The following is a 21,389-nucleotide window of genomic DNA, read 5'->3' on the forward strand; positions in this document are numbered from 1 at the left end:
TGGCCGATCCGACCTCAGCGGTCAATATCAATATGGGAACGCTGGTAGGCTCCTACGCCAGCGTCGCCCGTATGCTCGACGAGGTGGCCAGCGTTCCCGGCACCGACGGCGTACTGCTCACGTTTGATGATTTTCTTTCCGGTATCGACGCCTTTGGCGAACGTATTCAGCCACTGATGCGCTGCCGCGACCATATTGCCACCGTTACCCGCGAGGTTGCCTGATGATTACGCTTTCCGCCCGTCCGGAATCCCTGACCTTCCCGGCGCAGAACAGCGCGCTGATTGTCGTCGATATGCAAAACGCCTATGCCAGCCAGGGAGGGTATCTCGATCTCGCCGGATTTGACGTCTCCGCCACCCGACCGGTTATCGACAACATTAACACCGCCGTCGCTGCGGCCCGCGCCGCCGGAATGCTGATCGTCTGGTTCCAGAACGGCTGGGACGAGGAGTATATGGAAGCCGGCGGCCCGGGCTCGCCAAACTACCACAAATCCAACGCCCTGAAGACCATGCGTCGCCGCCCTGAGCTGCAGGGCAAACTGCTGGCTAAAGGCGGCTGGGATTATCAGTTAGTCGATGAGCTGCAGCCCCAGCCTGGCGATGTGGTACTGCCGAAACCGCGCTACAGCGGCTTTTTCAACACCCCGCTGGACAGCATTTTGCGCAGCCGCGGCATTCGCCACCTGATCTTTACCGGCATCGCCACCAACGTTTGCGTGGAGTCCACCCTGCGCGACGGCTTCTTCCTGGAGTATTTCGGCGTGGTGCTGGAAGACGCCACCCACCAGGCGGGCCCGGCCTTCGCCCAGCAGGCTGCCCTGTTCAATATTGAGACCTTCTTTGGCTGGGTCAGCGATGTCGCCAGCTTCTGCGATGCGCTGTCCCCGGCCACAGCGCTACCTTTCCCGGAGGAGAAACATTATGCCTAAACAAGTCATTATTCCGCCCGGCACCAGCACGCCGATCGCCCCTTTTGTCCCCGGTACGCTGGCCGATGGCGTGGTCTACGTCTCCGGTACGCTGCCGTTCGATAAAGACAATAACGTGGTCTATCTCGATGACCCAAAGGCGCAAACCCGCCACGTTCTGGAAACGATCAAAACGGTGATCGAAACAGCGGGTGGCAGCATGGAGGACGTGACGTTCAACAGCATCTTTATCACCGACTGGAAAAACTACGCCGCGATTAACGAAGTCTATGCCGAGTTTTTCCCTGGCGATAAACCGGCTCGCTTCTGCATCCAGTGTGGACTGGTCAAGCCGGATGCGCTGGTTGAGATCGCGACCGTCGCCCATATCGGAAAAGCAGCATTATGAAACTGAATATCTCCCCGGCGCCCTTTGAGGGCGCACCGACAGTCGTGCTGAGTGCCGGCTTAGGCGGTGCGGGAAGCTACTGGCTGCCGCAGCGCGCGGTGCTGGAACAACACTATCAGCTGGTGAGCTACGATCAGAACGGCACCGGTGAAAACGCCGGGCCGCTGCCGACCGGCTACAGCATGGCGACCATGGCGCAGGAGCTGAATCAGGCGCTACAGGCGGCGGGGATTTCCCGCTTTGCTCTGGTGGGGCACGCCCTTGGCGCGCTGATTGCCCTGCAGTTGGCGTTGGACTTTCCGGAGGCGGTCAGCGGCCTGGTGTTGGTCAACGGCTGGCTAACCCTCTCTCCCCATACCCGCCGCTGTTTTCAGGTACGCGAGCGTCTGCTGCACGCGGGCGGCGCTCAGGCGTGGGTTGAGGCGCAGCCTTTGTTTCTTTACCCCGCCGAGTGGATGGCCGCACGGATGCCGCGTCTGGAAGCGGAAGATGCGCTTGCGCTCAGCCACTTTCAGGGCAAGGAGAATCTGCTCAAGCGGCTGCAGGCGCTGAAGCAGGCCGACTTTTCTCGCCGGGCGTCCGCCGTGACATGCCCGACCCTGATCGTCAGCGCCCATGACGATCTGCTGGTTCCTGCCTCCTGCTCGCGCATGCTACAAGCGGCAATCCCGGGCAGCCAGCGGGTCGAGATGGCCTGGGGCGGCCACGCCTGCAACGTGACCGATGTTGACACCTTCAACCCCATTTTATGCAACGGGCTGGCCGCCATGCTGGCCTGATATCAGGAGAATCTATGAGCGAAAGCATTAGCCAAAGCGCGCGCGACAGTCTGTTTACTCACGCCCGTACCCACAACGGCTGGCTGGATAAACCGGTCAGCGATAGCCTGCTGCAGGAAATCTACGATCTGATGAAAATGGGTCCGACCTCCGCCAACTGCTCCCCGGCGCGGATACTTTTTGTTCGCACGCCGGAAGGAAAGGAGAAGCTGCGCCCGACGCTCTCCAGCGGCAACCTCGAAAAAACCCTGCGCGCGCCGGTGACCGCCATCGTAGCCTGGGATCCCGCCTTCTACGATCATCTGCCGACGCTGTTTCCCCACGGCGATGCCCGCAGTTGGTTCACCTCCAGTCCGCAGTTGGCGGAAGAGACTGCGTTTCGCAACAGTTCCTTGCAGGCGGCGTACCTGATTTTCGCCTGCCGCGCGCTCGGTCTCGATACCGGCCCGATGTCGGGATTTGACCGCGACAAGGTCGATGCGGCGTTCTTTGCCGAAAACGGCTGGAAGAGCAATCTGTTGATCAATATCGGTTACGGCGACGAGACCCGGCTGTATGGTCGTCTGCCGCGCCTGCCCTTCGATGATGCCTGCCAACTGGCGTAAGGAGCCACTATGTCCGTAGCGGATAAACAGAGTTTTCGTGACGCCATGGCCCAGGTCGGCGCGGCGGTCAACATTATTACGACCGATGGCCCGGCGGGTCGGGCGGGATTTACCGCCAGCGCGGTCTGTAGCGTTACCGATACGCCCCCCACGCTGCTGGTCTGTCTCAACCGTTCCGCCTCGGTGTGGCCGACCTTCCGTCAGCACCAGGCGCTGTGCGTCAATACCCTGGCGGCAGGCCAGGAGTCGCTCTCCAACGTCTTTGGCGGTAAAACGCCGATGGCGGAACGTTTCGCCGCCGCCGAATGGCAAACCGGTCTCACCGGCTGCCCGCGTCTGGTGGATGCGCTGGTCAGCTTCGATTGTCGTATCAACCAGATAGTCAGCGTCGGCACCCACGACATTTTGTTCTGTGAAGTCGCCGCCATCGTCAGACATCCAGAGCCGCGCGGGCTGATGTGGTTCGACCGCGGCTACCACACGCTTATGCGTCCAGCCTGTTAACCTCAAACCCGGGATATCATCATGGCACTTTTCGATTTTCCTCGCTGGCAGTTGACCACCCCTTCCGCCGCGTCCGGCGTGGTGGCCCCCGACGAACGCCTCTCCATCGGACAAACGATGATCATGGGTGTCCAACATGCGGTCGCCATGTTTGGCGCCACCGTGCTGATGCCCATCCTGATGGGGCTGGATCCTAACCTGGCGATTTTATTATCCGGTATCGGCACGCTGCTGTTTTTCCTGGTGACCGGCGGTCGTGTGCCTAGCTACCTGGGCTCCAGCGCCGCCTTCATCGGCGTGGTCATCGCCGTCACTGGCTTCAATGGTCAGGGACTCAATCCACACCTTAGCGTCGCCCTCGGAGGCATTATCGCCTGCGGCCTGGTGTATACCCTGATTGGTGTGGTGGTAATGAAAATCGGTACCCGCTGGATTGAGCGACTGATGCCGCCAGTGGTGACCGGCGCGGTGGTGATGGCCATTGGGCTTAATCTCGCCCCCATCGCCGTACACAGCGTCTCCGCCTCCGCCTTCGATGGCTGGATGGCGGTGCTGACCGTACTCTGTATCGGACTGGTGGCGGTCTTTACTCGCGGGATGATCCAGCGACTGCTGATTCTCGTCGGCCTGATCGTCGCCTGTGGGCTGTACGCCCTGCTGGCGAATATCTTCGGGCTGGGTAAACCGCTCGACTTTACCTTACTGCACCAGGCGGCGTGGTTCGGACTGCCGCACTTTACCGCCCCGACTTTTGACAGCCAGGCGATGATGCTGATAGCCCCGGTGGCGGTCATTCTGGTGGCGGAGAACCTGGGTCACCTGAAAGCGGTCGCCGGAATGACCGGACGCAATATGGACCCCTATATGGGACGGGCATTCGTAGGTGACGGGCTGGCGACGATGCTCTCCGGGGCGGTTGGCGGCAGCGGCGTGACCACCTATGCGGAAAATATCGGCGTGATGGCGGTAACCAAAGTCTACTCCACTCTGGTGTTCGTTGCCGCCGCGCTGATTGCCATTTTGCTTGGTTTTTCGCCGAAGTTTGGCGCACTGATCCACACCATTCCCGGGCCGGTTATCGGCGGCGCGTCGATTGTGGTCTTCGGGTTGATTGCGGTCGCCGGTGCCCGTATCTGGGTCCAGAATCGGGTTGACCTGAGTCAGAACAGCAATCTGATCATGGTGGCGGTCACCCTGGTGCTCGGGGCCGGAGATTTCGCCCTGTCGCTGGGCGGTTTTACCCTTGGCGGGATCGGCACGGCCACCTTCGGCGCGATTTTACTTCACGCGCTGCTTAACCGCCGCGCGCGTGAAGCAGAGCAGCCCGGTGTCACCCCCGTTTAAACTTCAGTGGGCAATAAAAACCGCCGGCGGGTGCCGGCGGCGAGGCGGATGTGGCTGGCGCACAGGAGAGTAAAGCCACATCGAACACAGTCAATGGCGTTAGTCAGCTATGACGATTGCCGTGACTGTTTTTCCCTCCTTTTTTGCCTGCTTCCGAGGCGCGTTGGGGATCGTTTTTGAAGTTCCCCCCGCTATGCTGGCCACCCTTACGACCTGCTTCTGATGCTCTTTCACGATTCTCAGCAAAGTTGCCGGAACCGCCACGATGGTTTGCCATCACTGACCTCCACTTGGTTAGACATCATCTTGCATTGCGCACAATACGAGGCCGCGACTCAGCGGCATATGGCATGGCCATTTAACGTATTGCGTGCTGTTAAGCGTAGTGAATGAAACTCATTTATCAGATAAAAAGTAACATTCCGTCATAATTTGATGCCCACAGCGGATTTACCGCCGCCCGCGCCGCGCTAAGCGGCTCTTATGTCTGATGAAAAGCGGGCAGATAAAGATGTTTCTTTTTGCAACAAAGGTATTTTTTGTAATTTTGTTATAAATCAAATAAATGACTGTTAGATTTGCACTCTTAGCCAGAGGCCTTATCTTTAAAGGTAGCCAGTCGTTTGGCTGGCCTTTAACGCAACCGAGGAGTGATGCAAATGGCTAAAATTCTGGTGCTTTATTATTCAATGTATGGACACATCGAAACCATGGCTCATGCCGTCGCCGAAGGGGCGAACAAAGTAGACGGCGTTGAGGTGGTCGTGAAGCGCGTGCCGGAAACTATGCAAGCTGAGGCATTTGCCAAAGCAGGCGGGAAAACGCAGAATGCGCCCGTCGCCACGCCGCAGGAACTGGCAGAGTATGATGCTATCATCTTTGGTACCCCCACCCGTTTCGGCAATATGTCCGGACAAATGCGCACCTTCCTCGATCAGACCGGCGGCCTGTGGGCATCGGGCTCACTGTACGGCAAACTGGCCAGCGTCTTTAGCTCTACCGGTACCGGCGGTGGACAAGAGCAGACCATTACCTCTACCTGGACAACGCTTGCCCATCACGGGATGGTGATTGTGCCTATCGGCTACGGCGCTCAGGAACTTTTTGATGTGTCGGCGGTGCGCGGCGGTACACCCTATGGCGCAACCACTATCGCCGGCGGAGACGGTTCCCGTCAGCCAAGTCAGGAAGAGCTGGCGATCGCCCGCTATCAGGGTGAACATGTCGCAGGACTGGCAGTTAAACTACACGGCTAACCTTCACCAGGAGGATTTGCATGCCAACTCAAGAAGCGAAAGCCCACCACGTGGGTGAATGGGCAAATTTACGAAATACCTCTTTTGAGATCGCCGAAGCGATTTTTGAATTAGCCAATTACGATGAAAAGTTGGCAGAAAAAATTTGGGAAGAAGGCAGCGATGAAGTGCTGTCTTTGGCCTTCGCGAAAACGAATAAAGACGCCCTTTTCTGGGGCGAACAGACCATCGAGCGCAAAAACGTGTAACCCGCAGTGCCCGGCGCATGGCCGGGCCAGCAAGACAATTCCCGGATCGGCTAGCCATGACCGGTCCGTTTTTCTATTTCGCCGCGTCGTTCATCACCTGCTCAAAAATCGCCATCGGACAGAAGCCGTTCGCATCCACCGGACAGCCATTCAGCGCCAGAGTGACCCGCTGCGGCGGGGTTTGCAGCGTTAAGGTTTCGGCATTACGCAGCTGTGCCGTGCTTTGATACACATACTCGATTTTCATCATATCGCGGTTGGCACTGCTATTATGCCAGCGCTGGAAAACGATTTTCCCGCCGATCGGAGTGCGTTCATACTGGTCATGCAGTTGATAGGGCTTGAAGTCCAGCGCCGTCAACAGCGAGGCAATATTGGAATCGTGCCCGACCAGCAGCGTCACTTTTGGCGCCTGAACGGGATCGCTGACCAGCGCTTTATCGATATATTTCACCAGCGGTTTAGCCACGTTGCGCGCCACCTCCGCCGAAGTGAACAGGCTATCCTGATAGCCATTTTTCAGCTTCGACAGCACCTGCCACTGTTTGTCGGTTTTTATCTCCCCCCACGCGACCTGATCCAGCGGATAGCCTTCGTAATACTGTAGCGTGAAGGCATCAACCAGCGAATTACCCACTTTTAACGGCCCCGAAACGCCCGGTTCCTGCTGATATCTGGCGCTAAAGGTATCTTTGCCATCGCTCAGAGAACACGGCTGCTTCTCTTTACAGGAAGGGGAGTTTTGATAGTCCGTCATCGCTTCAAGTAGCTTGTAGCTGTCGGCCAGTTGCATAGTCTGCCGCTCTTTTTCCATCGCCTGTACGGCTTTTTCGCTGAAGGCGGCGGAATCGTCGGTAATCACCGGATTAAACGTCGGGTCCATGGTACCCATTTGCGGCTGGTGATGCACCGTGATGCCACAGCCGGGAAAGGCGCCGGTAATAAAGAACTGCGCGGTCGCCACAGTACGTTGCAGACTGTTGGCGTAGGCGTAAACCGTATTCTCCGGCGGGCACTCACCGCGGGTGAGCAGTCCCTGCTGCGCCAGCCATTCTCGCATATAGTGCCCCATGTAGACCTCAAGCACGCCTCCCTTGGTCGTCAGCTGACCGCCGGGCACATCCCACTCCGGCCATGATTTCGGCGTTGACTGTTCCAGCACGCTGCCGTTGTTGGCCAGTGGCGCGCGCAGGTTGTGGCGACTCATGATCAACACCTGCTGTAGCTGATAGCCTTGCGGTGCTGTCTGTTCCTCTGCCAGGGCAGCCGTCGATAACAATACGGCGCAGGTCACGACGCTGGCGAGTAGACTCTTTTGCATCCCTTAATCCTCAGTCAGTGATTATCATCGTTTTCATTGTGACAAATTGATGACATTTTTCCGCCCGACGGCTCGCAAACTCACACAACGGGAGAAACTTTTCTCAGTCCGGGGAAATAGTTTTATAATAAAACAACTGAAGCCACAGGAGTTCTCGTGAAACGTACCCGTCTGGAAACCAGCAGTTGCCCTATTGCCCGCTCACTTGACGTCATTGGCGACTGGTGGACGCTACTTATTGTCCGCGAAGCTCTGAGGGGGACACGGCGCTTCAGCGAATTTCAAAAACACCTTGGTATTGCGAAAAACATGCTCGCCGGACGGCTAAAAATGCTGGTGGAAGAAGGTATTCTGACGATGCAGCCCGCTTCGGACGGAACCGCGTGGCAGGAGTACGTGCTTACCGAAAAGGGTCGTGGACTGCAAACTGTGCTGGTGGCGCTGGCACAATGGGCGGACGAGTATCTGCTGACGCCCGACGAACCCACCACGGTGTTAATTGATAATCTCACGCGCAAGCCGCTGCGCAAACTGGTACTACAGGCCGCCGATGGCCGGACGCTCCAGCCCGACGACATTACCGCCCGACTGCCGGTAACAGACTGATTTTCATTATTATTACTTTTTAGTCATTTCTCATAATGAAATAATCCTCGCCAACTGGTTGCATTATTAAACCAATTAACCCATGCTGATTCTGGTTTAATAACGCAACCATATTATTTGAGGTAACTCCATGACTACCCCTTCTCATACCGCTTTAATTACCGGCGCATCCTCCGGCATCGGCGCCCTCTATGCCGAACGTCTCGCCGCTCGCGGTTATCATCTGATTCTGGTCGCTCGCCGTGAAGAACGTTTGCAGGCGCTCGCGGAAAAGCTGCAAAGCCAGTACGGTATCCGGGCCGACGTACTAAAGGCAGATCTGAGCGAAGAAAGCGGTATCCGCGCCGTTGAAGCGCGCCTGCAGTCGGATCCGACGATCGCGCTGGTGATTAACAACGCCGGCACGGCGAAAATGGGAGGATTGCTGACCACGGATGTGCGCGAGCATCAGATGATTCATACCCTGAATACCACCGCTCTGCTGCGCCTGAGCTATGCCGCGCTGGCCGCCTTCAGCCCCCGAGGTCAGGGGACGCTGATCAATATCTCCTCAATCCTTGCACTGCATGCGCTACCCGGCAGCGCCGTCTATAGCGCCAGCAAAGCGTGGGTGCTGAGTTTTACCCGCGCGCTTCAGGAGGAGTTTGCCGACAGCGGTTTGCGTATTCAGGCGGTGCTCCCGGCGGCAACCGCGACGGACCTGTGGCCGACCTCCGGCGTCGCACTTGACGCGCTGCCCGCAGGCTCGGTGATGACCACGGAAGATCTGGTGGACGCGGCGCTCAGCGGCCTTGATCAGGGCGAAAATATCACCCTGCCGCCGGTTCACGATCTGGCGCTCTGGAGCCAATTCGACCAGGCGCGACTCGCGCTGTTCGGCAGCGCGCGCAACGGCCAGCCGGCGCCGCGCTATCGCCGGAGTTAACGTTTGAGCTGGTGGCCGTGCCGGGTCATCCACTCCGCCAGCGGCTGCAGCGCGCTGCGCATCGACAGTCCCAGAGCCGTTATCTGATATTCAACGCGGGGGGGAATTTCGGGATAGACGCAGCGCGACACTAGCCCGCGCTGCTCGAACAAGCGCAGCTGGCGGGTCAGCTCTTTTTGCGTAATCGGCGCCGCCGCTCGAAGCAGCTCGCCGAAGCGCACCGGCGCATTAAGGACAATCAGCCGGTAGAGAATCGGGATCGCCCACTTCCCGGCAATCAGATTAACAAAATCGGTCATCGGGCAAGCATGCTGCACGAAATTATTTTCCCCGACGCGCACCGCTGTCTTCGCCATAGCACACCTTTCGCCTCGTTAGTATCCAATTGGTACCTGGTATCCTTTGGATACTAAAGCTTTTATAGTCCCTTTTCCAGAGCTCAGTCAGGAGAAGATGATGGGACGTTTAGCAGGAAAATATACGCTGATAACCGGCGGCACTAGCGGGATTGGCCTCGCGACGGCGCAGACTTTTATCGCCGAAGGGGCGCGGGTGGCGGTGACCGGACGTAATCCGCTCGCTCTTGAGCAGGCGCAGGCACTATTGGGGAAAAATGGCTGGGCCATCTCAGCCGATTCCGGCGACGCCGCCGGGCAGCGCCAGCTTGCCGCAACCCTCGCCGACCGCTGGCCGCAGCTGGATGCGGTGTTCGTCAACGCCGGCGATGTCACCCACGCCCCCTTCGGCGACTGGCGCGAAGCGGAGTGGGATCGATTGATGAATATCAACCTCAAAGGCCCGTTCTTCCTGCTGCAGGCGCTGCTGCCGCTGCTCGCTAATTCGGCGTCAGTCATCCTTTGCGGGTCGGTCAGCGCTCACATCGGCCTGCCCACCAGCAGCGCCTATGCCGCCAGTAAAGCCGGGCTGCTGTCGCTGGCGCGTACTCTGTCAGCGGAGCTGCTGCCGCGCGGTATCCGGGTGAATGGCCTGAGTCCGGGTCCCGTGCATACTCCGGCGCTGGACAAGCTGGGCCTCAGCGCCCAGGCCCTGAGCGACCTGCAGGAGGAGATCAAAAACCTGGTGCCGTTAGGACGGATGGGCACGCCGCAGGAGCTGGCCAACGCCGCCCTGTATCTGGCATCGGATGAGTCCAGCTACGTACTCGGCAGCGAACTGCGGGTGGATGGTGGTACGGGAAATCTCTGACCCGACGGCGGCAGGCGTTACTCCGGTAGCGGTACCGCCGCCAGCGTGCAGATGGCCTCATGTTCGCCGCCGCGGCGATCGACCATCACCACTTTGTCTCCCGCTTTTTTGCCTTCACAAGGTTTTAGCACCTGATCCACGATTCGTTCGCGGGTTTGTTGGCGATCGGGCTCCGCCGCGACGGCAAATGAAGCCAGGACAAGAGTCAGCCCAACCAGGCCGACGATATGTTGATTACGCATGCATTACTCTCAGACAATTCTTACTCAAATGCAGGGTATCAGCCTGCGGATCCTACGTCTGTAAAATCACTTAACGGAGTGTTACCCGACCGACAAAATGGCGCTTCAGGCCGGTCAGTATGATTTTATCATCCTGATTTTTTTCGATTTTAACAGCAAAACGAATCATATTTCGGACACATCCTGATGCTATCTTACACGTAACTTAATAGAGTTCATGGTTTTCAACTCAACCCCAGGATCGCTTATGTCCGGTATTATTCTTATTGTTGTCGCGGTCATTTTGCTGGCAGTGGCGATTTACAGTCTGGTGTCATACGTTAAAGAACGCCGCGCCAGCCAGCTCCCGACCCATAAGAAGAAAAAATAGCCGCTCTCGATACGCCACATTGTGTCGCGACGCACCATAGAAGAATAAAAGCAGGCATTATGCCTGCTTTTATTCTTTTCTTCCTGTTCAGTCTGAACGATTACAACGCCCAGGTCTGCTCCGCTTCGCGGCATCGAACTGCGGCGGAGGCTGACGGAAGCGACGAGTCAGCCCGGTCAGCTACAGCCCCCCTACCGCCGTCGCGCCAAAGTTAATCAGCGCCAACGCGGTCACCAGGTCAAAGAACAGCGCGGCATCGCCATTTTCTGCGGATTGACGGTGAACGGAACACCTGTTCACACTCCCGGGTCACGGCGTGGTGCGCCTGACCCGGGTGACAACCCCATAAAACCGCAGACAATGCCGATCCGTAGCCCCGGTAAGCACAGCGCAACCAGGGGATTCTCCGGTCCGAACTACAGCTCCAGCTCACGCTGCAATAATTCGGTGATAGCCTCGCTGCTGTCGGCGGTGACCAGTGCGTGGCGAAACACCTCATGCATAATGCGCCGCGCCAGGCGAGAGAAGATACGCATATGCTGATCCCCGGCGGCATGCTTGTTCAGGGTCAGCATAATTACAAATTGCGCTTCGTCATCCCCCCACGCCACAGGCCGGGCCAGGCGAGCCACGCTGATGGTAGACTGCTCAATATGTTCCGACTTGCTGTGCGGGATGGCAAAGCTGAAGCCCAGCCCGGTGGAAAATACCGCTTCGCGCGCCCAGAGATCGGCCTCCAGTTTACGCGGGTAGCGGCAACGCCCCGCCAGCAGCAGATTGTCGGTCATACCTTTCAGCACCTCCTCTTTACTGCGCCAATCGCTGTTTAAGGTAATGCACTGCGTGGTAATCAGCGGCGCGTCCTGCTGGGTCATGCGGAACTGAGCTAATACGTGTTCCACCTCCAGCGAAGTGCGACACTGCATGGCCTGGTTCAACAGCTGACGACAGGCCCGACTATCCAGTCGGGCCAGACGCGCTTTCGTCGCCGGAATCGCCGGTGCGCTCATACTCAGTTCATCCAGCCCAAGCCCCACCAGCAACGGCAGCACCGAGCCTTTCGCCCCCAGTTCGCCGCACAGGCCGATCCATTTCTCCTGTCGATGCACCGCCTGCACGGCGTAGTCAAGTGCACGCAAAAAGGCCGGATTGAGGCTGTTGTAGTGGCGCGTGACCTTGCTGTTATCACGATCCACCGCCAGCAGATACTGCGTCAGGTCGTTGCTGCCGATACTGAAAAAATCGATCTTTTCGCAGCACTGATCGATGATAAACATCACCGATGGCACTTCCAGCATGATACCCAACGGGATCTTCTCATCGAACGGAATATGTTCATCGCGCAGGGATTGCCTGGCTTCCGCCAGTCTTTCTTTCACCCACAAAATCTCTTCCATTGAAGAGATCATCGGAATCATTATTTTCAACGAGCCGTGCGCCGAAGCGCGCAGAATCGCCCTGAGCTGCGTGCGAAACAGCGTCTGGTACTCTTCGTAAATTCGCACCGCGCGATAGCCGAGGAAGGGGTTGTTTTCCGCCGGGATATTGAGATAGGCCACCGGCTTATCGCCCCCGATATCCATCGTACGAATAATAATGCTGCGGCCGTTCGCCGGTTCCAGCGCCTGGCAAAAAATATTATAAAGTTCATCTTCGGACGGCGCGCCGGGCCGGTCCATATACAGCATTTCGGTACGGAACAGGCCCACTGCCTGCGCGCCGTTATCAAACGCTGCGGCGGCTTCAACGGAATGGGCAATATTGGCCGCCACCTCCAGCCGCAGGCCATCTTTTGTGACCCCGTCTTTATTAAGCCACGCCTGCTGCTGACGACGTAACTGCGCCGCGGCCCAGGACTCCTGTTGGTAGTAACGCGTCACCGCCTCATTCGGGTTAACCACCACCAGCCCTGCATTGCCGTCGATATATACCGGTTGCCCCACCCACGGCAGCAGCGCCGCCATCTCCACGCCGACCAGGGTCGGAATATTAAACGAACGCGCCAGAATGACAGTATGCGAAGTGGTCCCGCCGCCGCTCAGCAGCAGACCTTGCAGCCGCGTTTTATCCAGCTCAAGAAACTGGCTGGGCGTTAACTCATCAGCAAGACAAATCGCAGGGACGGTCAGCTTACCCTGTGCCGGGAAGCGGGACTCACCGTAGATATGCTGCAGGAGCTGGAAACAGATATCGCGTACGTCCACGACCCGCTCCTGTAAATAGCGGTTGTCGGAGTCGCTGAACTGAGCGCAGAAGTACTCACCGCTGGCGACGATCGCCTGGGCGCAACTCAGGCCAGTCAGCACACCGCCAAGCAGATGCTGGCGTAGCGAAGCATCCGTCGCCAGCGAACGATGCGCCTCAAGAATGGCGCCGGCGGTTCCATCGTTATCCAGCAACCGCAGCTCGATATTTTTAACCAGCAGCAGCAATCCTTGCTCCAGTTGCGCCTGCTCGTGCTCAATACTCCCGGCGGCAGGTAGCGGGCCCGGGTCGCGCAGATCGAAAGATTTCAACTGGGTGAGCGTGCCTCCGGCGCTCCCGGCACACACCGGCCTCCCGTGAAACAGGACGGGATTCAGCCGGGACAGCGATTCCGGAACAGGCTGTACCTCCAGGCTTTCCGCCGCCGGCAACGGGGTATCACTGTGCGGAAATTGATCCTGAATAAATGCCGACAGTGCAGCAAGCGCTCGCTGTTCATCCTCACCGCAGATAATTAACTGGCACTCGTCTCCCTTTATCGTGTTGGTTGCAATAATGGCTAGCGCGCTTTTCGCATTGCCGCGCAGGTCGCTGCGCGTATTCCACCAGTCAACAGAAGACACAAAGGTATTGCATAGCGTTTCCACCACACTGGCCGGACGGGCGTGGACGCCATTTGGCAAATCACAACGGAATTTAATGACCTGGGCCATTGGCTTTCTCCTGAGCAAGACATCATTGCTTCCACGGTAAAGAAAGCGTGCGGCAGGGACTACGCGAGAAAAGAGTGAATTACTGGAAAATTGTACACAGAGATCTTTTTTCTGTTCCGCATCACAATTCTCTTTTTTTATCGCAATATGACCCCATTGCACCTAAGATTTGAGGTGGATCGCAATTTCATGCTCATCTTACAAATATCCAGTAAATGCACTTTTTCTCTACTGTTTTCTCCCCCGCCATTTTCCTACTGTTGAAGCAACAATACTGTCACGAGCGATAGCGCGCTCAGGAGCAAGCAATGAACGAACTGGTGCAAATACTAAAAAATACACGCCAGCATCTCATGACCGGCGTCTCACATATGATTCCCTTTGTGGTCTCCGGCGGGATCCTGCTCGCTGTCTCGGTCATGCTGTACGGCAAGGGGGCCGTGCCCGATGGCGCGACGGATCCCAATCTGAAAAAACTGTTTGATATTGGCGTCGCCGGATTAACCCTGATGGTGCCTTTTCTGGCGGCTTATATCGGCTACTCCATTTCTGACCGCGCGGCGCTGGCCCCCTGTGCCATCGGTGCGTGGGTCGGCAACACTTTTGGCGCTGGCTTTTTCGGCGCCCTGATCGCCGGGATGATCGGCGGTCTGGTGGTTTACTACCTGAAGAAAATCCCCGTCCACAAAGTGCTGCGCTCCGTGATGCCCATTTTTGTGATCCCCATTGTCGGCACTTTTATTACGGCCGGGATCATGATGTGGGGGCTGGGAGAACCTGTCGGCGCACTCACGGCCAGTCTGACAACCTGGCTACAGGGCATGCGCGAGGGCAGCATCGTGCTCCTCGCCATCATCATGGGACTGATGCTGGCCTTCGACATGGGTGGCCCGGTCAATAAAGTGGCCTACGCCTTCATGCTGATCTGCGTCTCCCAGGGCGTTTATAACGTGGTGGCTATCGCCGCCGTCGGGATCGCCATTCCGCCACTGGGCATGGGCCTGGCGACGCTGATTGGACGCAAATATTTCACCCCTGAGGAGCGCGAAACCGGCAAAGCCGCCCTGGTCATGGGCTGTGTTGGCGTGTCAGAAGGCGCAATACCCTTCGCGGCCGCCGACCCGCTGCGCGTCATCCCGTCCATCATGATCGGCGCCGCAAGCGGCTGCGCGACGACCGCCCTGCTCGGCGCTCAGTGCTACGCCGGCTGGGGCGGACTGATCGTCCTGCCGGTGGTTCAGGGTAAAGGTGGGTTCATCATCGGCCTGCTGGTCGGGGCATTTGTCAGCGCCGCCTGCGTCATCGTGCTTAAAGCCCTCGCGAAGAAGAAAGCGTCAGAAGCCAAAGCCGATGACGAACTGGATCTTGATTTCGAAATTCACTGAAACCGCAGAAGGAATAGTTTATGACCAGGATTATCGCCGTTACCGCCTGCCCGTCCGGAGTTGCACACACCTACATGGCTGCAGAATCGCTGGAGAGCGCCGCCAAAGCCAAAGGCTGGCAGGTCAAGGTGGAGACCCAGGGCTCCATCGGTATTGAGAATGAGCTGTCGGCAGACGATGTCGCCAGCGCCGATATCGTGATACTGACCAAAGATATCGGCATCAAGAGTGAAGAGCGTTTTGCCGGTAAAACTATTGTTCGCGTCAATATTAGCGATGCCGTGAAGCGGGCTGACGCCATTATGAACAAAATCGACAGCCATCTTTCGCAGAAAGACTGAATACCGTCGCGCGCAGCGACGCAGCGCAAGACTCAGCGCCTCGCTCCACGAGCGTCATGGTTATCGGCAGTCCGTGCGCGAACCGCGTCGCGAATTGCCTCAAGCCGCGCGAGGAGAAAGGCATTCACATGGAGTTTGTCATGACCAATCGTACCCAACGCTTAATAGCGAGCCTGTTCGCCCACCCCCGGGAAATCTCGCTCGAACGCGCCCTGCTCTATACCGAAAGCCACAAACGTACCGAGGGTGAACCGACGATGATTCGTCGGGCGAAGGCCACTGCCTGGATCCTTGACCATGTTAAGATTTCGATTCGTGATGACGAACTGATCGCCGGCAACCGGACAATCAAACCGCGTGCCGGCATCGTCTCGCCCGAGATGGACCCCTACTGGTTGCTTAACGAGCTGGATCGGTTCCCGACCCGCCCGCAGGATCGCTTCGCCATCAGCGACGAAGACAAGCGCATCTACCGTGAAGCGCTGTTCCCTTACTGGGAAAAACGCTCGATGAAAGATGTCATTGACGCTCAGATGACCGACGAGGTAAACGCGGCGGTACGCACGCAGATTTTCAGCATCAACCAGACTGACAAGGGCCAGGGACACATCATTATTGACTATCCCCGTCTGCTGAATAACGGACTGGCAACGCTGGTGGCGGAAATGAAAGACCTGGCCCGGCAGTATCCGGAAAACGATTTTTATCAGGCGGTACTGATTTTACTGGCGGCCTCGCAGCGCCACATTTTGCGTTACGCCACCCTCGCCGCGGATATGGCCCGTCGCTGCGACGATCCGCAGCGACGCCAGGAGCTGGAGACGATTGCGGCTCATTCGCGCCATAACGCCGAGCATCGACCGGAAGATTTCTGGCAGGCCTGCCAGCTGTTCTGGTACATGAACATCATTTTGCAGTATGAGTCCAACGCCAGTTCGATTTCGCTTGGCCGTTTTGACCAGTATATGCTGCCGTTTTATCAGTCCTCGTTAACCCGCGGCGAGGATCCCGCGTTCCTGAAAACGCTGCTGGAATCACTGTGGGTCAAGTGCAACGATATCGTCCTGCTGCGCTCATCCAGCAGCGCCCGCTACTTTGCCGGTTTCCCGACGGGCTATACCGCCTTGCTCGGCGGCCTGAGCGAGACCGGGCGCAGCGCGGTAAACGTACTCTCCTTTCTCGCGCTGGATGCCTACCAGAACGTCCGTCTGCCGCAGCCCAATCTCGGGGTGCGCGTCAACGAACTGATCGACCGTCCGTTCCTGCACAAAACGGCGGAAACGATCCGCTTAGGCACCGGGATCCCGCAAATTTTCAACGACGAAGTAGTGGTGCCGGCCTTTCTCAATCGCGGCGTCTCGCTGGAGGATGCGCGGGATTATGCCGTCGTAGGCTGCGTCGAACTCTCTATCCCTGGCCGCACCTATGGGCTGCACGATATTGCGATGTTCAACCTGCTGAAGGTGATGGAGATCGTGATGCTGGAGAACGAAGGTAACCCCGATATCAGCTGGGACGGGCTGATTCAGCAGATCCGCGAGAAAACCCGCTACTACATCAAGCTGATGGTCGAAGGCAGTAACATTTGCGACCTCGGCCACCGGGATCAGGCACCGGTTCCCCTGCTATCCTCGTTTATTCAGGATTGCACGTTGCACGGAAAGGACATCACCGAAGGCGGCGCACGCTACAACTTCTCTGGCGTTCAGGGGATTGGTATCGCCAATCTCAGCGACTCCCTGCATGCGCTCAAGAGGATGATCTTCGACCAGCAGCGCATGAGCTATGACGAGTTGATTCAGGTCCTTAAGGCGAATTTCCAAACGCTGGCAGGCGAGAAAATCCGCGCCCGACTGGTTCACCGATTTGCAAAATATGGCAACGATATCGACGAGGTGGACAATATCAGCGCCGACCTGCTGCGCTTTTACTGTAAAGAGGTTGAACAGTACCGCAACCCGCGCGGCGGCCATTTCACCCCCGGTTCGTACACCGTCTCGGCACACGTTCCGCTCGGTTCGGTGGTCGGCGCAACACCGGATGGCCGTCTGGCCGGCGAGCAGTTAGCCGATGGCGGTCTGTCGCCGATGGTCGGCCAGGATTCTCAGGGGCCCACAGCGGTCCTGAAATCGGTCAGCAAGCTGGATAACTATCTGCTCTCCAACGGCACACTGCTGAACGTTAAGTTCACTCCGGCGACTCTGAGCGGAGAGAGCGGGCTCAATAAACTGGCCGATTTCTTACAGGCTTTCACCAGCCTGAAGCTACAGCATATCCAGTTTAACGTGGTCAACGCGCAGACGCTGCGGGAAGCGCAACAGCGCCCTCAGGATTTCGCGGGTCTGGTGGTACGCGTCGCCGGCTACAGCGCCTTCTTTGTCGAGTTATCGAAGGAGATCCAGGATGACATTATCCACCGCACCACGCATCAACTGTGACGTTATCGAGACGCGCGCCGACCGGGCGCGCATTTTCAATCTCCAGCGCTACTCGCTGAACGATGGTCAGGGGATCAGGACCGTCGTCTTTTTTAAAGGTTGCCCGCACACCTGCCCGTGGTGCGCCAACCCGGAATCCCTTTCCCCCAGGATTGAAACCGTGCGTCGAGAAAGCCGCTGTCTGCACTGCGCACGTTGCCAGCAGGACGTCGAAGAGTGTCCATCCGGCGCATGGGAGCAGATTGGCCGCGATGTCACTCAAGAAGCGTTACTCAAAGAGGTGCTGAAAGATGAGATCTTTTTTCGCACCTCGGGCGGCGGCGTCACGCTATCGGGTGGAGAGGTGTTAATGCAGGCCGGATTTGCCACCCGTTTCTTACGCACATTACGCCAGTGGGGGATCCACACGGCGATAGAAACGGCGGGAGACGCCGCCTTCAGCCGCGTTGACTCTCTTGCCCAGGCATGCAACGAAGTGCTGTTTGATCTGAAAATCATGGATCCCGGGCAGGCCAGAGAACAGCTCGCCGTGGATCTGCCCCGGGTGCTGAAAAATTTCAGCCAGCTGGTGGAAAATGGCGTTCGCATCATCCCCAGAGTGCCGCTCATTCCAGGCTTTACCCTGTGTGAAAAGAACTTCAGCCAGATTCTCTCCTTCCTGGCACCGTTTGCCCTGCCTGACATTCACCTGCTGCCGTTTCATCAATACGGCGAACCGAAATACTCGCTGCTGGGCAAGAGATGGGTGATGGCGCAGATCGGCGCCCCCTCCGCAGCAGAAATTAACCGATTCACTCTCATGGCTGAACAAGCTGGTTTTCGCGTAACTGTCGGTGGCTAATGCCCGGAGGATGCTATGGTTCTCAAGATCGTTGCGGTTACGGCCTGCGTGAGCGGCGTGGCCCATACCTATATGGCGGCGGAGCGTTTACAAAAGGTCGGCCACCATGAAAAGTGGCAGATCAAAATCGAAACCCAGGGCGCGCTGGGGATTGAGAATAAAATTACTCCCGACGATATTGCCCAGGCCGATGTCGTGCTGCTGGTCACGGATATTGAAATCGATGATGCAAAGCGCTTTTGCGGCCTGCGCACGATTAAAAGCAGCATCAAAACGTTTTTACTCCAACCGCAGCACATTGCTGAAGCGGTAAAAAACATCATGAAAAAGCCGGTTGTCTATGTTGATATCCCCTGAAAGCGGAGTGGGCCATTCCACTGCCTCTCAGGGACGAAAAACCGTAGCGACGCTATTTTGTCAACCGGACAACAGCACAGCACCGCCCGTGCGGAAAACTATCACCGCAGTTTCAGTACCGTAGCCCGGGCAAGGGGTTTATCCCGCGGCCCGGGAACTGTTCACCTCGTCGACCGGGAATGCTCCCCGGTGGCGCTACGCTTACCGGGTTACTCCACATCCAGCAACCATTTTTGCGCCGGCGTCAGACGGCTGGCGGTTTCCGGCTTCAACCAGCGCCGCTGGTCCTGTTGCGCCTTGTCCTGGCGGTCAATGTATAAACCGTGCAGTACCCGTCTTCTGCTGCCGGTAGTGTTACAGGTTCCGCCGTGCCAGGTATGCGCGTTATAAATCATCACGCTCCCCGCTGGCGCGGCAAACACCACCTCATCCGGATGCGGCAATTCAGGGTCGCTCAGGACCTCTTCCGGCAGCTCCGGACGCAAATGCGTACCGGGAATAATTCGCGGGGCACCATTCTCAGGGCTCAAATCATCGATCGCCCAAATGGTGTTCACCAGATGCACTTTGGGAAAATCAGGACGCGGTTTTTTCCAGTCGGCATGTAGCGGCTGGTGGCCGCCGTTAACCAGCGCCTCGCGCGCATTCAGGCTGGACACTTTAAAGTCGCCCTGAAAAATATAGCGACAGGCCGACAGCACCAGCGGATGGGACCACACCTTCTCCCAAATCGCCCCTTTATTCACCAGGTTGGCAATGCGCGTCGCGGTCGCCTCCTGATGATGTTCCATGGCCAGGTTGTCCCCCTCGCTCTCGACAAGTACATCGATGAGCTCGCGCATCGCCGCCAGCCAGGCCGGGTCGGCCAGATGATGCACCACGGTGTAGCCAAGCGTATCCAGTTCCTGTTTCATTTTGTCGGATAAGGTGATGTTGGCGCCGAGGGCATCCAGATAGACAGCAGATTGATGTTCCATATTTCCTTTCCTTAACCTTTCGATAACACGAAATAAACTCTAATCGTCGGCCAGGGGAAATACATGAGGCGATTGCTACGAAAAACTGGACATCCGTACGCGGAGAGACAAAGTGTGATGGTCATCAAACTCTGAGCTTCAGGCGGCTGTACGCCAGCTCTGCATGTTCAATCCGACTACCTAAAAAGATCTGCGGGTATTAAAAATAGATTATATTCAACAGGATAATAGTTCGCTATCGGGGTGAAAGAATGATTGAAGATCTGCCGGATATTTTAAATCGTCTGGTCAATCAGAAGGACAAGCTGCTGGTCAGGTTCCCGGAACCGGATATTTCGCTGCCGGAACTGGCCTATCAGGTCGCGTTTCCGCGTCTGGAAATTGTGCTGGTGGGAGAACTGCAGGAGAACGGTTTACCCTTGTCCGATATGCTGCTGACAACATCGCAGGTGCTTTATGTACCGGCGGGGAAATGGACCTGTCCACAGTGGACCAGTCAGGCATCGACTTTAAGTATTTTATTTGGCAGGCAAAAGCTGGGGTTTTGCATCCAGCACTGGGACGGCAAACAGCTGCGAACGGAAAAACAAAGTGTCGCCCGCCTGGGGCCGCGCGTGGGCTCTTATCTGCTGCTGGCGCTGAACGAAATATGTCTGCAGCCAGACCCGGTCACCGCCCGGCTTGTGGTGTCGGCGCTGCTTAGCCACTGCCTTCAACAGCTGGTCGGGCTGGAGATGCAGGTCAGCCGCAGCCGCGATCTGTTTATGGCGGTACAGGATTATCTGGAGGAAAATCTCAGCCAGCCGTTAACCCGCGAATCCGTAGCGAAACGTTTTCATATCACCCCAAACTATCTGTCGCACATTTTTCAGAAATCAGGTTCCATCGGCTTTAACGAATACCTGACTCGCGTCCGGCTGGAGCAGGCCAAAAAGCTGCTGAGGGGTTACGATTTAAAAGTCAAAGAGATTGCCCACAACTGCGGTTTTATCGACAGCAACTATTTTTGCCGGGTGTTTAAACGCTATACCGAACGCTCTCCTTCCGAATATCGCCGCCATTGTCGCAGCGCACAGCAGGGATAGCGGCCGATGCGGCCCACTCCACACGTCCGCGGCCGTTATGTTTAGCCTGGTAGAGCGCTTCATCCACCTTCTTAATAAACGCATCCTGCGGTTCATCTTTTTCACGCATGCCGACGCCAATACTTACCGACAGCGGATAATCATGATTAATCAGAATAGAGCGGACATTCTCCAGAACGGACTGCGCCAGGTTGCGTACCTCCTCGGCCGACATTCCGTCAATAATAATGGCAAACTCTTCACCGCCAATTCGGGCGGGCAGAATTTTATCACTGGTTAATTTTGCCAGCTGTTTTCCCAACGCGAAGAGCACCTCATC

At 57.2% G+C, this 21,389-nt stretch carries 25 protein-coding genes and 2 pseudogenes; 19 read left to right on the forward strand and 8 right to left on the reverse strand.

From position 1 onward, the window contains the following. The 7 genes and pseudogenes from ACZAHD_RS14425 to rutG all read left to right on the forward strand — a co-directional run. Window positions 1-224: pseudogene (locus ACZAHD_RS14425) on the forward strand (pyrimidine utilization protein A); the annotation flags it as partial. Next, window positions 224-934, forward strand: coding sequence for a pyrimidine utilization protein B (gene rutB, locus ACZAHD_RS14430; protein ID WP_462457386.1), 711 nt, complete (start codon window positions 224-226; stop codon window positions 932-934). The pseudogene ACZAHD_RS14425 and the gene rutB, both read left to right, overlap by 1 nt. Beyond that, window positions 927-1,322 carry a pyrimidine utilization protein C gene (gene rutC / locus ACZAHD_RS14435; RefSeq protein WP_462457387.1) on the forward strand — a complete coding sequence of 132 codons (396 nt, stop codon included), beginning with the start codon at window positions 927-929 and terminating at the stop codon, window positions 1,320-1,322. Before rutB ends, rutC begins: the two co-directional genes overlap by 8 nt. After that, window positions 1,316-2,101, forward strand: a complete 786-nt coding sequence (rutD, locus tag ACZAHD_RS14440; protein WP_462457409.1) for a pyrimidine utilization protein D — start codon at window positions 1,316-1,318, stop codon at window positions 2,099-2,101. The genes rutC and rutD overlap by 7 nt, the downstream gene beginning before the upstream one ends. 14 nt (window positions 2,102-2,115) lie before the next feature. Next, window positions 2,116-2,706, forward strand: a complete 591-nt coding sequence (locus ACZAHD_RS14445) for a malonic semialdehyde reductase (protein ID WP_462457388.1) — start codon at window positions 2,116-2,118, stop codon at window positions 2,704-2,706. A gap of 9 nt (window positions 2,707-2,715) precedes the next feature. Then, window positions 2,716-3,210: an NADH-dependent FMN reductase RutF gene (gene rutF / locus ACZAHD_RS14450; protein ID WP_462457389.1), complete on the forward strand. Its 495-nt coding sequence runs from the start codon at window positions 2,716-2,718 to the stop codon at window positions 3,208-3,210. Window positions 3,211-3,231: 21 nt separating this feature from the next. After that, window positions 3,232-4,554, forward strand: coding sequence for a pyrimidine utilization transport protein G (gene rutG, locus ACZAHD_RS14455; RefSeq protein ID WP_462457390.1), 1,323 nt, complete (start codon window positions 3,232-3,234; stop codon window positions 4,552-4,554). A gap of 103 nt (window positions 4,555-4,657) precedes the next feature. Here rutG and ACZAHD_RS14460 read toward each other — a convergent pair whose 3' ends face one another. Next, the gene (locus ACZAHD_RS14460; protein ID WP_462457391.1) at window positions 4,658-4,831 is read right to left on the reverse strand and encodes a con-10 family general stress protein; all 174 of its coding nucleotides are present in this window, start codon (window positions 4,829-4,831) and stop codon (window positions 4,658-4,660) included. Window positions 4,832-5,213: 382 nt separating this feature from the next. Between ACZAHD_RS14460 and wrbA the strand changes: the two genes are divergently transcribed. Both wrbA and ACZAHD_RS14470 read left to right on the forward strand, forming a co-directional pair. Then, window positions 5,214-5,810 carry an NAD(P)H:quinone oxidoreductase gene (wrbA, locus tag ACZAHD_RS14465; protein WP_462457392.1) on the forward strand — a complete coding sequence of 199 codons (597 nt, stop codon included), beginning with the start codon at window positions 5,214-5,216 and terminating at the stop codon, window positions 5,808-5,810. A 20-nt stretch (window positions 5,811-5,830) separates the two neighbouring features. Next, on the forward strand, window positions 5,831-6,058 hold the full coding sequence (locus ACZAHD_RS14470) for a YccJ family protein (protein WP_462457393.1): 228 nt from the start codon (window positions 5,831-5,833) through the stop codon (window positions 6,056-6,058). Window positions 6,059-6,131: 73 nt separating this feature from the next. Here the strand turns inward: ACZAHD_RS14470 and agp are convergent, their stop codons facing one another. Next, window positions 6,132-7,379 carry a bifunctional glucose-1-phosphatase/inositol phosphatase gene (gene agp, locus ACZAHD_RS14475; protein ID WP_462457394.1) on the reverse strand — a complete coding sequence of 416 codons (1,248 nt, stop codon included), beginning with the start codon at window positions 7,377-7,379 and terminating at the stop codon, window positions 6,132-6,134. A gap of 156 nt (window positions 7,380-7,535) precedes the next feature. Here agp and ACZAHD_RS14480 point away from each other — a divergent pair, with 156 nt between their 5' ends. Together ACZAHD_RS14480 and ACZAHD_RS14485 are read left to right on the forward strand one after the other, a co-directional pair. Then, window positions 7,536-7,985, forward strand: a complete 450-nt coding sequence (locus ACZAHD_RS14480) for a winged helix-turn-helix transcriptional regulator (RefSeq protein WP_462457395.1) — start codon at window positions 7,536-7,538, stop codon at window positions 7,983-7,985. A 130-nt stretch (window positions 7,986-8,115) separates the two neighbouring features. After that, window positions 8,116-8,910 carry an SDR family NAD(P)-dependent oxidoreductase gene (locus ACZAHD_RS14485; protein WP_462457396.1) on the forward strand — a complete coding sequence of 265 codons (795 nt, stop codon included), beginning with the start codon at window positions 8,116-8,118 and terminating at the stop codon, window positions 8,908-8,910. Here the strand turns inward: ACZAHD_RS14485 and ACZAHD_RS14490 are convergent. Then, window positions 8,907-9,266, reverse strand: coding sequence for a winged helix-turn-helix transcriptional regulator (locus ACZAHD_RS14490; RefSeq protein ID WP_462457397.1), 360 nt, complete (start codon window positions 9,264-9,266; stop codon window positions 8,907-8,909). The genes ACZAHD_RS14485 and ACZAHD_RS14490 overlap by 4 nt on opposite strands. 100 nt (window positions 9,267-9,366) lie before the next feature. Between ACZAHD_RS14490 and ACZAHD_RS14495 the strand changes: the two genes are divergently transcribed. After that, a complete protein-coding gene (locus tag ACZAHD_RS14495; protein ID WP_462457410.1) occupies window positions 9,367-10,116 on the forward strand; it encodes an SDR family oxidoreductase in 750 nt (249 codons plus the stop codon). A gap of 17 nt (window positions 10,117-10,133) precedes the next feature. On the opposite strand, the gene ACZAHD_RS14500 is transcribed toward ACZAHD_RS14495, so the two are convergent. Next, a complete protein-coding gene (locus tag ACZAHD_RS14500; RefSeq protein WP_462457398.1) occupies window positions 10,134-10,358 on the reverse strand; it encodes a hypothetical protein in 225 nt (74 codons plus the stop codon). Between the two features lie 247 nt (window positions 10,359-10,605). Here ACZAHD_RS14500 and ACZAHD_RS14505 point away from each other — a divergent pair, with 247 nt between their 5' ends. Next, window positions 10,606-10,728 (forward strand): small membrane protein, encoded by a 123-nt coding sequence (locus ACZAHD_RS14505; RefSeq protein ID WP_462457399.1) that lies wholly within the window; start codon window positions 10,606-10,608, stop codon window positions 10,726-10,728. A gap of 183 nt (window positions 10,729-10,911) precedes the next feature. On the opposite strand, the pseudogene ACZAHD_RS14510 reads toward ACZAHD_RS14505, so the two are convergent. Together ACZAHD_RS14510 and ptsP are read right to left on the reverse strand one after the other, a co-directional pair. Beyond that, window positions 10,912-10,983 (reverse strand): annotated as a pseudogene (locus ACZAHD_RS14510) (hypothetical protein); the annotation flags it as partial. 161 nt (window positions 10,984-11,144) lie between these two features. Beyond that, window positions 11,145-13,646 (reverse strand): phosphoenolpyruvate--protein phosphotransferase, encoded by a 2,502-nt coding sequence (gene ptsP, locus ACZAHD_RS14515; protein ID WP_462457400.1) that lies wholly within the window; start codon window positions 13,644-13,646, stop codon window positions 11,145-11,147. Between the two features lie 308 nt (window positions 13,647-13,954). On the opposite strand from ptsP, the gene ACZAHD_RS14520 reads away from it, so the two are divergent. The 5 genes from ACZAHD_RS14520 to ACZAHD_RS14540 all read left to right on the forward strand — a co-directional run bounded on the left by ACZAHD_RS14520 (window position 13,955) and on the right by ACZAHD_RS14540 (window position 19,008). Next, window positions 13,955-15,031, forward strand: coding sequence for a PTS fructose transporter subunit EIIC (locus ACZAHD_RS14520; protein ID WP_462457401.1), 1,077 nt, complete (start codon window positions 13,955-13,957; stop codon window positions 15,029-15,031). A 20-nt stretch (window positions 15,032-15,051) separates the two neighbouring features. After that, window positions 15,052-15,372, forward strand: a complete 321-nt coding sequence (locus ACZAHD_RS14525) for a PTS fructose-like transporter subunit IIB (RefSeq protein WP_462457402.1) — start codon at window positions 15,052-15,054, stop codon at window positions 15,370-15,372. Between the two features lie 140 nt (window positions 15,373-15,512). After that, window positions 15,513-17,810, forward strand: coding sequence for a formate C-acetyltransferase (locus ACZAHD_RS14530; protein ID WP_462457403.1), 2,298 nt, complete (start codon window positions 15,513-15,515; stop codon window positions 17,808-17,810). Further along, entirely contained in the window at window positions 17,776-18,651 is an 876-nt protein-coding gene (locus ACZAHD_RS14535) for a [formate-C-acetyltransferase]-activating enzyme (RefSeq protein ID WP_462457404.1), read from the forward strand. The genes ACZAHD_RS14530 and ACZAHD_RS14535 overlap by 35 nt, the downstream gene beginning before the upstream one ends. Before the next feature lie 15 nt (window positions 18,652-18,666). After that, window positions 18,667-19,008 (forward strand): PTS fructose-like transporter subunit IIB, encoded by a 342-nt coding sequence (locus ACZAHD_RS14540; RefSeq protein WP_462457405.1) that lies wholly within the window; start codon window positions 18,667-18,669, stop codon window positions 19,006-19,008. 209 nt (window positions 19,009-19,217) lie between these two features. Here ACZAHD_RS14540 and ACZAHD_RS14545 read toward each other — a convergent pair whose 3' ends face one another. Continuing rightward, window positions 19,218-19,985 carry a phytanoyl-CoA dioxygenase family protein gene (locus ACZAHD_RS14545; RefSeq protein ID WP_462457406.1) on the reverse strand — a complete coding sequence of 256 codons (768 nt, stop codon included), beginning with the start codon at window positions 19,983-19,985 and terminating at the stop codon, window positions 19,218-19,220. 251 nt (window positions 19,986-20,236) lie between these two features. Between ACZAHD_RS14545 and ACZAHD_RS14550 the strand changes: the two genes are divergently transcribed. Continuing rightward, a complete protein-coding gene (locus ACZAHD_RS14550) occupies window positions 20,237-21,070 on the forward strand; it encodes an AraC family transcriptional regulator (protein ID WP_462457407.1) in 834 nt (277 codons plus the stop codon). Here ACZAHD_RS14550 and ACZAHD_RS14555 read toward each other — a convergent pair. Next, on the reverse strand, window positions 21,003-21,389 hold a 387-nt coding region (locus tag ACZAHD_RS14555; protein WP_462457408.1), incomplete at its 5' end, for a GGDEF domain-containing protein. The genes ACZAHD_RS14550 and ACZAHD_RS14555 overlap by 68 nt on opposite strands.

The organism is Raoultella sp. (assembly GCF_039594335.1).
Lineage (GTDB): Bacteria > Pseudomonadota > Gammaproteobacteria > Enterobacterales > Enterobacteriaceae > Klebsiella.